At 49.0% G+C, this 13,557-nt stretch carries 17 protein-coding genes; 11 read left to right on the top strand and 6 right to left on the bottom strand.

All coding sequences use genetic code 11. The annotated features are described in order from the left end of the window. Positions 1 to 20: 20 nt before the first annotated feature. Both mobA and B4V02_RS01830 read left to right on the top strand, forming a co-directional pair. The gene (gene mobA, locus B4V02_RS01825) at positions 21 to 797 is read left to right on the top strand and encodes a molybdenum cofactor guanylyltransferase (RefSeq protein ID WP_007432783.1); all 777 of its coding nucleotides are present in this window, start codon (positions 21 to 23) and stop codon (positions 795 to 797) included. A gap of 75 nt (positions 798 to 872) precedes the next feature. Continuing rightward, the gene (locus B4V02_RS01830) at positions 873 to 1,487 is read left to right on the top strand and encodes a LysE/ArgO family amino acid transporter (protein WP_094156922.1); all 615 of its coding nucleotides are present in this window, start codon (positions 873 to 875) and stop codon (positions 1,485 to 1,487) included. 11 nt (positions 1,488 to 1,498) lie between these two features. Here the strand turns inward: B4V02_RS01830 and B4V02_RS01835 are convergent, their stop codons facing one another. Further along, complete coding sequence (locus tag B4V02_RS01835; protein WP_094153564.1) at positions 1,499 to 1,963, bottom strand: DUF3592 domain-containing protein; 465 nt, start codon at positions 1,961 to 1,963, stop codon at positions 1,499 to 1,501. Positions 1,964 to 2,042: 79 nt separating this feature from the next. Then, the gene (locus B4V02_RS01840; protein ID WP_094153565.1) at positions 2,043 to 2,504 is read right to left on the bottom strand and encodes a VOC family protein; all 462 of its coding nucleotides are present in this window, start codon (positions 2,502 to 2,504) and stop codon (positions 2,043 to 2,045) included. A gap of 161 nt (positions 2,505 to 2,665) precedes the next feature. Here B4V02_RS01840 and B4V02_RS01845 point away from each other — a divergent pair, with 161 nt between their 5' ends. Then, positions 2,666 to 3,100, top strand: coding sequence for an Lrp/AsnC family transcriptional regulator (locus tag B4V02_RS01845; RefSeq protein WP_094153566.1), 435 nt, complete (start codon positions 2,666 to 2,668; stop codon positions 3,098 to 3,100). An 89-nt stretch (positions 3,101 to 3,189) separates the two neighbouring features. Here B4V02_RS01845 and B4V02_RS01850 read toward each other — a convergent pair whose 3' ends face one another. Genes B4V02_RS01850 through B4V02_RS01865 form a run of 4 tightly spaced genes read right to left on the bottom strand, consistent with a single transcriptional unit; the run spans position 3,190 to position 5,411 of the window. Next, entirely contained in the window at positions 3,190 to 4,122 is a 933-nt protein-coding gene (locus B4V02_RS01850) for a 1-phosphofructokinase family hexose kinase (RefSeq protein WP_094153567.1), read from the bottom strand. A gap of 14 nt (positions 4,123 to 4,136) precedes the next feature. Next, the gene (locus B4V02_RS01855) at positions 4,137 to 4,451 is read right to left on the bottom strand and encodes a DMT family transporter (RefSeq protein ID WP_007432777.1); all 315 of its coding nucleotides are present in this window, start codon (positions 4,449 to 4,451) and stop codon (positions 4,137 to 4,139) included. Next, the gene (locus B4V02_RS01860) at positions 4,451 to 4,792 is read right to left on the bottom strand and encodes a DMT family transporter (protein WP_094153568.1); all 342 of its coding nucleotides are present in this window, start codon (positions 4,790 to 4,792) and stop codon (positions 4,451 to 4,453) included. Before B4V02_RS01860 ends, B4V02_RS01855 begins: the two co-directional genes overlap by 1 nt. Before the next feature lie 25 nt (positions 4,793 to 4,817). Then, on the bottom strand, positions 4,818 to 5,411 hold the full coding sequence (locus B4V02_RS01865) for a TetR/AcrR family transcriptional regulator (protein WP_094153569.1): 594 nt from the start codon (positions 5,409 to 5,411) through the stop codon (positions 4,818 to 4,820). A gap of 231 nt (positions 5,412 to 5,642) precedes the next feature. Here B4V02_RS01865 and cls point away from each other — a divergent pair, with 231 nt between their 5' ends. The 8 genes from cls (at position 5,643) to prfA (ending at position 13,555) form a co-directional block, all read left to right on the top strand. Beyond that, on the top strand, positions 5,643 to 7,154 hold the full coding sequence (cls, locus tag B4V02_RS01870; RefSeq protein WP_094153570.1) for a cardiolipin synthase: 1,512 nt from the start codon (positions 5,643 to 5,645) through the stop codon (positions 7,152 to 7,154). A gap of 263 nt (positions 7,155 to 7,417) precedes the next feature. Next, the gene (locus B4V02_RS01875) at positions 7,418 to 7,843 is read left to right on the top strand and encodes a DMT family transporter (protein WP_094153571.1); all 426 of its coding nucleotides are present in this window, start codon (positions 7,418 to 7,420) and stop codon (positions 7,841 to 7,843) included. A 63-nt stretch (positions 7,844 to 7,906) separates the two neighbouring features. Then, positions 7,907 to 8,608, top strand: a complete 702-nt coding sequence (locus B4V02_RS01880; RefSeq protein ID WP_094153572.1) for a Crp/Fnr family transcriptional regulator — start codon at positions 7,907 to 7,909, stop codon at positions 8,606 to 8,608. A 31-nt stretch (positions 8,609 to 8,639) separates the two neighbouring features. Then, a complete protein-coding gene (locus tag B4V02_RS01885; protein WP_007432771.1) occupies positions 8,640 to 9,131 on the top strand; it encodes a DMT family transporter in 492 nt (163 codons plus the stop codon). A 201-nt stretch (positions 9,132 to 9,332) separates the two neighbouring features. Then, the gene (fni, locus tag B4V02_RS01890; protein WP_094153573.1) at positions 9,333 to 10,433 is read left to right on the top strand and encodes a type 2 isopentenyl-diphosphate Delta-isomerase; all 1,101 of its coding nucleotides are present in this window, start codon (positions 9,333 to 9,335) and stop codon (positions 10,431 to 10,433) included. Further along, on the top strand, positions 10,430 to 10,921 hold the full coding sequence (locus B4V02_RS01895) for a GNAT family N-acetyltransferase (protein ID WP_094153574.1): 492 nt from the start codon (positions 10,430 to 10,432) through the stop codon (positions 10,919 to 10,921). Before fni ends, B4V02_RS01895 begins: the two co-directional genes overlap by 4 nt. A gap of 132 nt (positions 10,922 to 11,053) precedes the next feature. Next, a complete protein-coding gene (ychF, locus tag B4V02_RS01900; protein WP_007432768.1) occupies positions 11,054 to 12,154 on the top strand; it encodes a redox-regulated ATPase YchF in 1,101 nt (366 codons plus the stop codon). 333 nt (positions 12,155 to 12,487) lie between these two features. Next, positions 12,488 to 13,555, top strand: a complete 1,068-nt coding sequence (gene prfA, locus B4V02_RS01905; protein WP_043891363.1) for a peptide chain release factor 1 — start codon at positions 12,488 to 12,490, stop codon at positions 13,553 to 13,555. Positions 13,556 to 13,557: the final 2 nt, after the last annotated feature.

Consider the following 13,557-nt stretch of genomic DNA (forward strand, 5'->3'; position numbering starts at 1 on the left):
AAAAAGGAGGTGTGATGGTGATGGTGGAGGTGACTGGAATTATCGTGGCAGGCGGACGCTCCAGCAGAATGGGACAGGACAAGGCACTGCTCCAGCTCGGAGGAGTTACGGTGCTGGAGAGAATAGCTGAAGTGCTAGGACAAGTAGCGGGACGGGTTATTGCAGTGACCCGAGATACAGAGCAGTATAGGGGACTGGGGTTGGAAACGACGGCAGACCTGTATCCCGGCTTGGGTCCTTTGAGCGGCATTCATGCAGGACTTTCTGCTTCCAAAACGGAATGGGGGATCGTAGTAGCCTGTGATATGCCCTTTGTGCAGCCAGAGGTATTGCATGCTCTACTTGCTCATGCAACGAACTGGGCAGCGGCGCAAGAGGCAGCCAGTGAGCAAAGGAAGCAACAAGTGCAAGGAGAGCAAGGATTACTGGCTGGAAATAACTTGTCACCCCAGCCAACGGAACCCGCATTACAGGCGGTGATCGCCTCTGTGGATGGACGTATACATCCGTTGCTGGGCTTATATCATCGAAGTGCGCTGCCGTCTGCCGAACAATGTCTGCGAAGTGGCCGTCTTCGCCTGATCGACTGGCTGAATTCCTTGAACGTTCGTTATGAGAGAGCGGGCGAATGGCCGGGGGCGAGCTTAGACATGTGGAAGCAAGCTGTGTTCAACATGAACTATCCCCAGGACTACCAGCTTACCGTGAAACAATTGGAGGGTATACAAGACGTACCAGCCATGCCAAAAACAGAAAATAGGGGGAACCCGGAAAACCGAGGAAATCCAGAACGATGATCTTACCAAGGACAGGAAGGGAATAGTGGAAGATGAGAGAGAAGATATATAATGATTTTTGGGGGAGTACATAATATGCTGGGAGCTATTATCCATGCCGTTTTATTGGCACTGGGGCTGATTTTGCCTTTGGGAGTGCAAAATGTATTTGTGTTTAATCAGGGGGCGTCACAGTCGCGGTTTCGCAATGCACTGCCTGCTGTCATTACGGCAGGTGTCTGTGATACAATCCTGATCGCGCTTGCGGTTGGGGGTGTTTCCCTTGTATTGCAGCGGTTTCTATGGCTCACGAATGTGCTCTATGCGGCAGGCTGTTTGTTTTTGCTATATATGGCCTGGACCCTTTGGAGATCAAAGGCAGCTTCTTCGGGAGAAAGCCAGCCTATGCTTCCAAAACGGCAGATGATTTTTGCCGCTTCGGTATCCTTACTGAATCCGCATGCCATACTCGACACCGTTGGCGTAATTGGAACCAGCTCACTTCAATATGACGGTGTGGAACGCTGGGCCTTCGGCCTGGCCGCCGTGTCGGTATCGTGGATATGGTTTATCGGTTTGGCCATGGCCGGGCGTCTCGTAGGACGTATGGATTCAGAAGGAAGGTTTGGCACGGTGCTCAATAAAATATCGGCACTGATTATTTTAGGACTGGCTATTTATATGGCAATCAATTTTATCACCGGTATGTGATCCAAACCTTATTAGAAGAAAAACTTCAATATCACGAATGCCCCGCTCAAAGCGAAGGGAATACCGATCAAGAACAGCGAGAAGGCAAGACAGCCTGCCCCATTTACACCGCCAGCAATTCTGGCGTCCCGAGGGTTTGCAGGATTGTATAGTACATTGATCTTGCTGCCAACCCGGTTGAAGCTTAGATTGGTGCTATAAGGATTCCAGAATTCCACAGCTTGGCCTGAAGTCGTATAGAAACGTACTTTTAATTGGCGAGTGTAGCTGGTATCTACCGGATCATCACGATCAAAGGGAACGACATCTACGTCAACTTCAATATGCGCATCGACGATTTGCCCCTTGGTACGAATCCAATGGCGTTTACGATAGCGATGGCGACGGATAGTTCTGAATCCAAAATAGATGAGCAGCAGCCCAAGCAAGCTGAACAACGGCATCAGCAGATCGGAGCTAAAATGAAACCAATACACATTAAAATCAATTGAAATGATAATCTACTCCTTATAGATAACATGGTAATCAATATATCGGAATATCGGACTACGTTGATTATTTCTTGTTCGATAAGGACATGTCAAAATTAACATCCTCGATAAATTCAATAACCTCACCATTGGGGCTGTGAACCAATGCATTTTTGACAACCAGAGGAGGTTCGCCAAGCGTGAGTTGACCAGGTTCCACAAAGACTCTTGCTCCGTGATCGAGGGCCCGCTGATATATTTCATCCACGTTGTCTACGTAAAAGGCCAGATGTAATAAAGCGCCGTGAGCAATCTCTTCCTCGGAAGCAGCCTTTTTCCCTTGGGCAGGAATGACTGCGTCGTTGTCAAAAATTTCGAGGCAGGTTCTCTGATCAGGTGAAATAAGCATAGAGGCCTCTTGGATTTGAAAGGATGGCAGGCTCCAGGAATGCCCTCTTTTAAACCCTAATACTTCGGTATAAAACGCTATGGTTGTCTGGTAATCGATGGCTTGAATCGCCACATGCGCTAGTCCCATTACACTCATGTTGAAATCTCTCCTTATATGTAGGTTAACCTTAGTATATAGATGATATTTCATCTTTTACATATAAAAAGTGAGGAAATTAAGCTTGATTATTGATTAAATAAAAGGTGATATGGCTGAAAAATATTACTTTTCTAAAATTGGATCAGGAGGTGCTTGATATGCAGCATCATTTAGACGATATAGACCACAAAATAATGCAGTTGCTTCAGCATGATGCCCGGATATCTATTTCCCAGATCAGTAAAGAAATTTCCATGTCTCAACCGTCCGTTAAAGAAAGAATGGTCAAGCTTGAGGAGAAAGGGGTCATCTCCGGATATAGTGCTGTATTTAATCTACGGGAACTGGATCGAGGGACCACTACTTTTATCTTATTAAAGACAGAGCATTGCCAAGAGCTGGTTGATTTTTGTGAAGAAGCGAAGGAAGTTACCGATTTGTTTCGTATCAGTGGGGAGTTTAATTATCTCATCAAGATACAAACTGCGTTGGTAGAGGAAATTGCAGAGTTTCAGGATTCACTGGTCAAGCTGGGCCCTTCGAAATCACATATCTGCATGAAAAATATACTGGAAAACAGGGTTTTGCTGTAAGCTCGTCAGAGAACAGCACATTGGGGATAAAGTATATTCGAGCCGTAACCAGGAGAATATTCAAATGGAATAAAAAAAGTGACGCTGCTTTACAACAGCGTCACCGTAATGCCTTGCTCCAGACGTTTCACGTCCTGGAGCTCAATCCTGCCGGCCATGGCGTGCAAAGCTGCCGCCGTACCGCAGGCCGCTCCCTGCCGCAGCATGGCAGGGAGCTCCAGTCCCGCCGCCGCGCCGGTGACCAGCCCGGCGACCATGGCGTCACCGCTGCCGAGCGCGCTGACGATGTCCGCGTGTGGCAGGCGCACGCGGTAGCGCGCATCGCGCGTCACGGCCAGCGCCCCGCGTGCGCCGAGCGAAATGACGGCCAGCTGCGCTCCGGCCTCAAGCAGCTGCGCTGCCGCCGCTTCAGCGGCATCCGGGCGCGTGGCGTCGATGCCGGCGAAGTGGGCGGCCTCGACCTCGTTGGGCTTCACGAGGTCGGGCTTTCCGCGCAGCCCCAGGCGCAGCGCTTCGCCGCTCGCGTCCAGCGCCACCCGCGCGCCGCGTGCCTTCGCCAGCGTGCACAGCTCGGCGTACAGATCTGGCGGGCAGCCGGGAGGCAGGCTGCCCGAGAACACGACCCAAGCCGAGTCTGCGGCAAGGGTCGTGATTTTGCGCCGCAGCGCGGCCAGCTCCAGCGGTCCGATGGTCGGGCCGCTCTCAATAAGCTCGGTCTGCGTGTGCGCAGACGGGTCGAGCACGGTAATGGCGAGACGGGTTTCCCCGTGAGCGGCTTCGATGAAATCGACGCTCACGCCTTCCGCGCTCAGCCCGTCGGTGAGCAGCCGTCCGGTGTGCCCGGCGACAAATCCGGTCGCCCGCACAGGCTCGCCCAGCGTGCGAATGACGCGGGCGGCATTTACGCCCTTGCCGCCCGGCACCGTCAGACCGCCTTCGATGCGGTGGACGGCATTCAAGCCGAAGCCTGCAACGGTGTAGATTTTGTCTACAGCCGCGTTAAGCGTTACGGTCGTAATCACAAGGCATCACTCCTTTACGAAATCAGCTTTAATCCCAAAGCTGCGGCAAGAATCATGGCGATGAACAGGACGCGCAGTACGCTTTTTTGCTCACCGTACAAAAACATGCCTGTAATCGTGCTGCCTACCGTTCCGATGCCTGTCCATACCGCATAAGAAGTTCCCATAGGCAAGCTCTTCATCGCGTAACTGAGTAACGAGAAGCTGAGAACAAAGGATAAGACCATCAGCATGAAAGCCTTCCACCCCTTGCCAACCGTAATTCCCTTCATGCCAATGACTCCGAATACTTCCGAACATCCCGCCATAACCAATGCAAGCCAAGCCATTATGCGTCACTTCCTTTCTGAGTATCGCGGTCAGTCACTAATTTCAGGCCAATGACACCTGCCAGCAAAAGTGCGATTAACAGCGTTTTGGACCATTGAAACGGTTCCCCGAATATCAGCATTTCACCTACAACGGTCCCGCCTGTGCCCAGTCCGGTGAATACGGCATACACGGTGCCTACAGGCAGGCGGTTGGCAGCCTTAATAATCAAATAAAAGCTGGCCGCGATCGCCAGCACGGTTATCATCCAGGCGAGTACAGAATCGGCGTGCTTCAGACCCGATACCCATACGACCTCAATCAGGCCGCCGACAAAAACATAAATCCAACTGCGGTTCATGATGAACGTTCTCCTCTCTGCTTCTTCATGCTTCATGAGGTGGAATTAACGTAATCCCACGCCAAAAAATAGGCCACGCAGCGTTCAGTCTCCGGTGGTAGTTGATGCTTCCACTGTACAGCAGCTCCACCATGATTCCGTCCACCAGTGTCATGTAGGCTAAAGCCACATCCACTGGCTCCATATGTCCAAAGGGTTCCCGATCCCGCGTATTCCGGATGCGGCGGGTCAATTTTCGCTCCATTTTGTCCAGAAAAGGATTAACAATATCCAGAACCTCGTTATACAAAGATACAGGCGGAAAGAAGGAAAAGCGAAGCATAAACTTGGCGGTGTTGTTGTTCTCATATTCCTGTCCCATCCAAAACAGGAAGTCATGCAGTGTATGCTCCAGCGACTGATCCATGCGTTCTGTAAAGTATTCGAAAATACGTAAATTCTGCTCTTGAAAAGCGTACCTCGCCACTTGTAGAAACAGATCCTCCTTGCCTTGAAAATGCGCATATATAGACGGTTTTCGAATACCGACCTCACCGGCAATACTGCTCAAGGATGCTCCCTCATACCCAATGGTGGCGAATTGGAAAAGAGCAGCCTTTCGAATGTCTTCCATCCCCATTATTTTCACCTACCTAACGTTCGTTAGTTTATTCTTGCACGAAAAAAAATGAGTGTCAACCCCGTATCCTTTCATTTGTAAGGATTTTACAAGCTCTTCTTATGCTTTGCTTTTTTCCAGATTCATTTTTTATCATCAACTTTAATAAAAAAGTGGGAAGAAATAAGGGGCTCATGTACAATATAATGAAGAATACCTGTCAAATGCAGTCCACTGGAAGTGAGGTTGGCTATGAGGCGAAGTTTGCTGGCCGTGTTGATCGCGGTTTTAGTGTTTATTTTTTATTATTTTGGCTTGTTTAATTCCATCGGCACAAATGAAGGGACTGTCATCAGTATCTTTTCTACCCTGACGGTTATCTCTATCAGTCTGATTATTTTTTCGGAGAATCGCAATCCTTCCACTACGATGTCATGGATTTTGCTGCTGGCTTTGCTGCCAGTTGTTGGACTTCCTCTTTATTTTTTGTTTGGGCAAAATGTTTTCAAACGCCGCAAGTATGACAAAAAGGCATTGCGTGACCAGCAGGCCTACGAGCGGATTGAAAAGGATGCCATGCACGTCAAGCGTGATCTGACCTGCTTTACAGATGAGCAGCAGCAGTTGATGCGTTTGACTCGCAGACTGGCCCGCTCCCCGATTTATTTTGCAACAGAAACTCAAATTCTGAACAATGGAGATGAAACCTTCTCCACGCTGCTGGAAGAGCTGCGTAAGGCGCAGCATCATATCCATATGGAATATTACATTTTCCGTTCGGATGATATCGGTACCAGCATTCAGAAAATTTTGATCGAAAAGGCGAAAGCAGGCGTCAAGGTTCGGTTTATGTATGATGCGGTGGGCAGCATTCAGTTGTCGAAGGCATTTTTGAAGGAGATGAGAGATGCGGGAATAGAGGTCGTTGCTTACGGCGGCGCGCGGATTTTATTCTTCTCCAGCCGGGTAAATTACCGCAATCACCGTAAAATCGTGGTCATTGACGGCAATATCGGATTGATTGGCGGTCTGAATGTAGGGGATGAGTACCTTAGTCGCAATAAGGCCTACGGCTTCTGGCGTGACACGCACATGATTGTGAAGGGTGAGGCTGTGCGGACGCTGCAGCTTATATTTTTGCAGGACTGGCTTCATATGACAGGCGAATCGGTGCTGGATAAGGAATATCTGTCTCCCAATATTGAACCGATTACGGACGGAGGCGTGCAGATCATTGCCAGCGGCCCGGATAATGAGCGGAGAACGCTCAAAAATCTGTTTTTCTCCATGATCACGTCCGCTCGTAAGTCTGTCTGGATCGCCACTCCTTATTTCATCCCGGACGAGGATATTCTGACTGCACTGCGGATGGCTGCTCTATCCGGTCTGGATGTGCGCATTCTGTTTCCTGCGAAACCGGATAAGTGGCTGCCGTTTCTCGCGTCCCATTCATACTTCCAATCGCTGCTGGAGGTAGGGGTTAAGGTATATGAATATGAAAAAGGGTTTCTTCACTCCAAGCTGCTCATTGTTGACGGAGAGGTTGCGACCATTGGAACAGCCAATATGGATATGCGCAGCTTTCATTTGAACTTTGAAGTCAATGCCCTGTTGATCCAAACGCGCAGTGTACAGCAGATGGTGAAGGATTACGAACGGGACTTGAATTCTGCCAGCCTAATTGTGCGCGAGGAATTTATGAAAAAGCGTCTGTTCAAACGCTTGATGGAATCACTTGCCCGGTTGCTTTCACCACTCTTGTAGGTGAGGGGAGCATGCCAGTATAAGATGTTTTTCCAAAAGGTTGAATGATCCTCGTAAGCCGCCAGATCCAGACTGTATTCTGCCCCTTGGTTATTCCATAGCTTATCAAAATAGGCCGCAACCTGTCGGGTCAGCTTGCTGTCCGCTGGAGCGGCCACCCACAATTCGTTTTCCAAATGATTAAGGACATATGTCCTTTATTGGAAGTCTGCCCTATACTTTAATATATAAAAACGTCATTTACATGGGGAGAATAACGATTGATGAGAGGAATTTTGTTTGCTTTTCTAGGAGGCGCTTGCATTACGCTGCAAGGGGTGGCGAATACACGAATCAGTCATGATATCGGTACATGGCAGGCAGCTACGGTTACTCAATTAACTGGCTTTATTTTGGCTGCCTTGGTCTGGATGGTTACACGGGACGGACATGTGGCCGAAATGAAACAGGTAAAGCCGATGTATCTTTGGGGTGGCGCATTTGCAGCTATTATTATATTCAGTGAAGTTACGGCTATTCAGCATATCGGGGTAACGTTCACGATTTCGACTCTGTTGATTTCCCAGCTGTGTTTAACCTTCCTGGCAGATATCAGGGGATGGTTCGGTCTAGTGAAGCAAAAGATGAAGCTGCCGCAATTTATAGGCATTGGCATGATGATCGCGGGTGTGATTATTTTGAAGCTCTAACTAGAACTTCATTCGTTATTCGTTGAAAAAGTCCAGAACGCAGAATTGAAGGTGAGCTTAGGAATGAGAGAAATTCAGGACCAGGAGCAACTGCAACATTTTTTGCACCTGCATCAGCTGGAATCCATACTTTATGAGCCACTGCGTCCTCATTTATCGTTGCATCGTTTGGAACAAGGGGAAAAGCTTTGTTCACAGGGGGATACCATTGAACATCTGTACATATTGGTACAGGGCAAGGTCAAGATTTATACCAGCTCTACAGAAGGCAAAAACCTGATCCTCTGCTTCAAAAAACCAATCGAAGTCATTGGAGATGTTGAATATATTCGCAGTAGTCACGTAATCAACACGGTAGAGGCAGTGTCTCCGATCTATGTGATCGGTATCCACCATCAATGGATGCATAAATACGGAAGAGACTATGCCCCTTTACTGCAATTTTTACTGGATGTTGTCACACGAAAGTTTTGCCTGGACTCCGACTTTTCCAATTTTAATCTCATGTACCCCGTCGAAGTCAGGCTGGCGAGCTACCTGCTATCCGTTTCTTTTGAGGAATCTGATTCCGCCTTTCATGAGGAATTACGGGTATCCAGTCTGGTAGATGTGGCCAATCTGATCGGAACCAGCTACAGGCATCTTAACCGTGTCATACGCAAGATGATTGAGGGATGGGTTGAGCGGACAAAAGGCTACATTGTCATTCGGGACAGACAAGGTTTAAGCGAGCTGGCAGGCCAGAATATTTACGAGTCTTTATAAACCAAAGGATTATCAGGGGAGAGATGAAATCATGTTATTAGGGATTGTACTGGCGATCATTGCGGGTGCTTTGGTCAGTTTGCAAACGATATTCAACAACAAGGTGAATGAGCGGACAGGTTCATGGGCTACAACCACATTGGTGCTGGGCACAGGCTTTCTGGCTTCTCTGCTCGGAAGTCTTATTTTTGAAGGGAAAAATACATTTACGTTGCAGCATATGCAGCTGTGGTACTGGTTCAGTGGAATGATTGGTGTCGGCGTCGTGTTTTGTCTGGTACAAGGGATGAAGCGGCTTGCCCCAACCTATGCAATCTCGGTTGTATTGACGGCACAATTAGGTACTGCTTTGTTGTGGGATTCGCTGGGGTGGCTGGGACTGGAAAAGATTCCGTTCACTTTCAACAAGCTGATCGGAGTACTGGTCATTATCGGTGGCATTCTGGTATTCAAGCTTGGCCAAGGTCGTACAAAGGAACAACCAGATAACATTACGCCTGTACCTGACTCACTGAAGGGATGAATTGAGGCAAGATGGCCTATATCTTGTGATGTATATATTTTTCCATCCATGATACAATGAAGATATCTTAAATTGACGTTTTTAAAGGCTCTGAAATAGGAGACGATAAATAGATCGGTTACCGTGTTCGGGAACGGTCTTATTTGTGCTTCATGGCCCCGATACCGATAAACAGAGCGACTTGGATGAGGTGAAATATAGATGAGTAATGCAGAGCATAAAAAAGGACCACCTGACGGTTCCGGCAGGACTGGATCCTTGTTGCCTGCCGCGCGGACAGGTGAACGGAAGATGGAACACGTCCGTCTTTGTCTGCAAGAAGATGTGGCGGGGCAAGGCATCACCAGTGGACTGGAGCGGTATGCCTTTAAGCACTGCGCACTGCCTGAGCTGCATTTTGACGATGTGTGTCTGAATACTGCCTTTCTGGGGCGCACTGTGCGCACACCGCTGCTCATAAGCTCCATGACAGGCGGCAGCGCTGAGACGGGAGTGATTAATGAGCGATTGGCAGAGACGGCTGAGAAGCGCGGCTGGGCGTTGGGCGTAGGTTCGGTACGGGCTGCGGTAGAAAGAGAAGAATTGGCTTCAACCTTTGCGGTTCGCCGTCTAGCGCCTAGTATACCGATTTTCGCCAATCTGGGGGCGGTACAGCTAAACTACGGATTTGGTGTGGACGATTGTCGTCGTGCTGTGGAAATTGCCGGAGCTGACATGCTGGTACTGCATTTGAACGGATTGCAGGAGATTTTCCAGCCCGAAGGGAATTTAGATTTCAGTGGTCTGCTTGGCCGTATCGAGGAGCTGTGTCGTCAGCTTTCAGTGCCTGTAGGAGTCAAGGAAGTAGGCTGGGGCATTGATGGCGAGACGGCCTCCAGACTATATGATGCGGGTGCAGCTTTTATTGATGTCGCTGGCGCGGGCGGGACAAGCTGGAGCCAGGTGGAAAAATTCCGCAATCCCGATCCTGTACGCCGTGCGGCGGCGGAAGCGTTTGCGGATTGGGGGAACTCCACCGCAGATTGCATCGTAGAAGTCAAAGCCGCTCAGCCCCATGGTGCTCTGATCGGCAGCGGTGGATTGAGAGACGGTGTCGATGCCGCCAAGGCGCTTGCTTTGGGCGCTGACATGGCAGGCTTCGGACGTTCTCTGCTTGGCTCGGCGGTCGCCTCCAGCGAGGCTTTGGAAGCCCGATTAGAGCAGGTGGAGCTGGAATTGCGTACAGTCATGTTTGGCATCGGAGCAGCTGGGATTGAAGGTCTTAAAGACACGACCAGACTAAGAAAGAAGGCGAATGGATGAGTGGATTTATCAGATTGGTTCCTATGAACGCAGAGCAGTATGAACGCTTTGAGCAGCGCTCGCTCGCGGATTACGCGGAGGAGAAAATCCAGGCAGGCACGTGGACGGTAGAAGAAGCGCCGGAACGGGCAAAGGAAAGCTTTGCAACATATTTGCCGCAAAGACTGGATACACCCCATGCTCACTTGTACATGCTTGAATATTCAGGTGGTGCGGGTCAGAACCCGGAGGAAGCGGGATATATCTGGTTCAACATTACAGAAGGTACGCAAGGCAAAGAAGCTTTTTTGCTGGATATCCTCGTTTACGATTCGTATCAGGGGCGAGGTCTGGGTACGTTGACGATGGGGGCGTTGGAACAGGAAGCCCGCAAGCTGGGCGCGGTTCGCATCGGTCTGCACGTATTCGGGCATAATGAGCGAGCTTTGCATGTATATCGCAAGTCGGGTTATCGGGTTACGGATATCCAGATGAGCAAAGAAATTTAAATAGGGATGCAGCAAAATCCTAATTCCACAGCTGTATGCTTGCCGCATGTATAGGTTCTCCTATATAATGTAGGTTGGTAAACTAACAGATGGTATAACGCATATTTTATATAAACGGGAGTTGTTCTGATTATGGCTTTAAAAGCGGGGATCGTGGGCTTGCCGAACGTGGGGAAGTCAACACTGTTTAACGCAATAACGCAGGCGGGGGCGGAATCCGCAAATTATCCATTTTGTACAATTGATCCTAATGTAGGGGTCGTTGAAGTACCGGACGAGCGGCTGGATAAGCTGACGGAGCTGGTCGTACCGAACAAAACGGTGCCGACGGCTTTTGAATTTGTTGATATTGCAGGACTTGTACGTGGTGCCAGCAAAGGCGAGGGTTTGGGTAACAAGTTTTTGGCGCATATTCGTGAAGTGGATGCAATTGTTCATGTGGTGCGCTGCTTTGAAGATGAGAATATTACTCATGTGGACGGCAAAATTGACCCGATCAGCGACATTCAGACTATTAATCTGGAATTGATTCTGGCGGATATCGAAAGTGTAGACAAGCGTATTGAACGTTCCCGCAAAAACATGAAGGGCGGCAACAAGCAATACGCCCAAGAGGTTGAAGTACTGGAACGGATCAAGGAATCGCTGTATGCTGACAAACCTGCGCGTAGCGTAGAATTGTCGGACGAAGATCGTCTCATTGTACGCGACCTTCATTTGCTCACGATGAAGCCTGTACTGTACGCGGCTAATGTCAGTGAAGATGGTGTAACGGAAGCTGACAGCAATCCATATGTGCAAAAGGTACGTGAATTTGCAGTGGCGGAAAATGCTGAAGTGGTACCGATCAGTGCCAAAGTAGAGTCTGAAATTGCCGAGCTGGAAGGCGAAGACAAGGCGATGTTCCTCGAGGAGCTGGGACTGGCTGAATCCGGTCTGAACCGTCTGATCAAAGCAGCTTACCGCTTATTGGGACTGTATACGTACTTCACAGCAGGTGTGCAGGAAGTACGCGCATGGACCATTCACAAAGGAACGAAGGCACCAGGCGCTGCGGGCGTCATCCATTCGGATTTTGAACGCGGATTTATTCGCGCCGAGGTTGTATCCTACGATGATTTGGTCGCTGCCGGGTCTATGAACGGGGCCAAGGAACGTGGTCAGCTTCGTTTGGAAGGCAAGGAATATGTGGTACAGGACGGAGACGTTATGCATTTCCGCTTTAATGTTTAGTATGCATTTCAGCGTATAGCATTCGGTGTTGATATACAAACAAATTAGGTAATTGTATATGTGTTTCCTGCATGTACTTAATTACGTAGTCGCTGCCTGTCAAGGGCGGCGGCTTTTTATTTGATTTCGCATTTCTTTTCTTGGTTGAAAATTTGCATTCAGTTTATTCAGGATTTTGTGCATCCGACTCCAATGGATTTGCGGAGTTTTGCAAAAATCCCAAATTAGCAAGTATTTATAGTAGCTAATTAACTGATTAGTTGTTATAATAAAGAGCTGTAGCCAGTGAATTTGATGCTGGTTCATATTAATTTAACTGAAGAGGTGAATCGCTTGTTGGACCGATTGCAATCATTGGCGGACCGCTACGATAAACTGAGCGAACTGCTCTGCGATCCGGATGTGGCGAACGATAGCAAGAAACTTAGAGATTATTCCAAAGAACAGTCTGATTTACAGCCTGCTTATGAAGCATATACCGAATATAAAACTGTCGTTGAAGAGCTGGACGCTGCTAAAGTCATGCAGGGTGAAAAGCTGGACGACGAGATGCGTGAAATGGTCAAAATGGAGATTGAAGAACTGAGTGCTCGTAAACGGGAGTTGGACGAGAAAATCCGTATTTTGCTGCTTCCAAAGGACCCGAACGATGATAAGAACGTTATTATCGAAATTCGTGGTGCTGCGGGTGGTGACGAAGCCGCACTGTTTGCAGCGGACTTGTACCGGATGTACACCCGTTATGCAGATACCCAAGGCTGGCGTGTAGAGCTGATGGATGCGAACATGAATGACCTTGGTGGTTTTAAAGAGGTTATTTTCATGATTAACGGACGCGGCGCATACAGCAAAATGAAATTCGAAAGCGGCGCACACCGCGTACAGCGGATTCCGACGACGGAATCTGGCGGACGTATTCATACGTCTACCTCCACGGTGTCCGTAATGCCTGAGGCAGAGGAAGTGGATATCGAAATTTTAGACAAGGATATCCGTGTGGATACTTTCTGCTCCAGCGGTGCGGGCGGTCAGTCTGTCAATACGACAAAATCCGCCGTGCGTGTGACGCATATGCCAACAGGCATTGTGGCGACCTGCCAGGACGGCAAATCCCAGAACTCCAACAAGGAGAAGGCGTTGCAGGTTTTGCGCGCCCGCATTTCGGATATGATGCGTCAGGAAGAGGAAGCCAAATATGCAGGCGAGCGCAAGAGCAAAGTAGGTACCGGGGATCGCAGTGAGCGCATTCGTACCTACAACTTCCCGCAAAGCCGTGTAACAGATCACCGGATTGGCTTGACTATGCACAAGCTGGATCAGGTGATGAACGGAGAGATTGAAGAGATCGTATCGGCACTCACGATTGCGGAGCAGGCTGATTTGATGGAACAAGAGGTTTAAGC

Origin of the sequence: Paenibacillus kribbensis (assembly GCF_002240415.1) — a bacterium.
In the GTDB taxonomy this organism is placed as follows: domain Bacteria; phylum Bacillota; class Bacilli; order Paenibacillales; family Paenibacillaceae; genus Paenibacillus; species Paenibacillus kribbensis.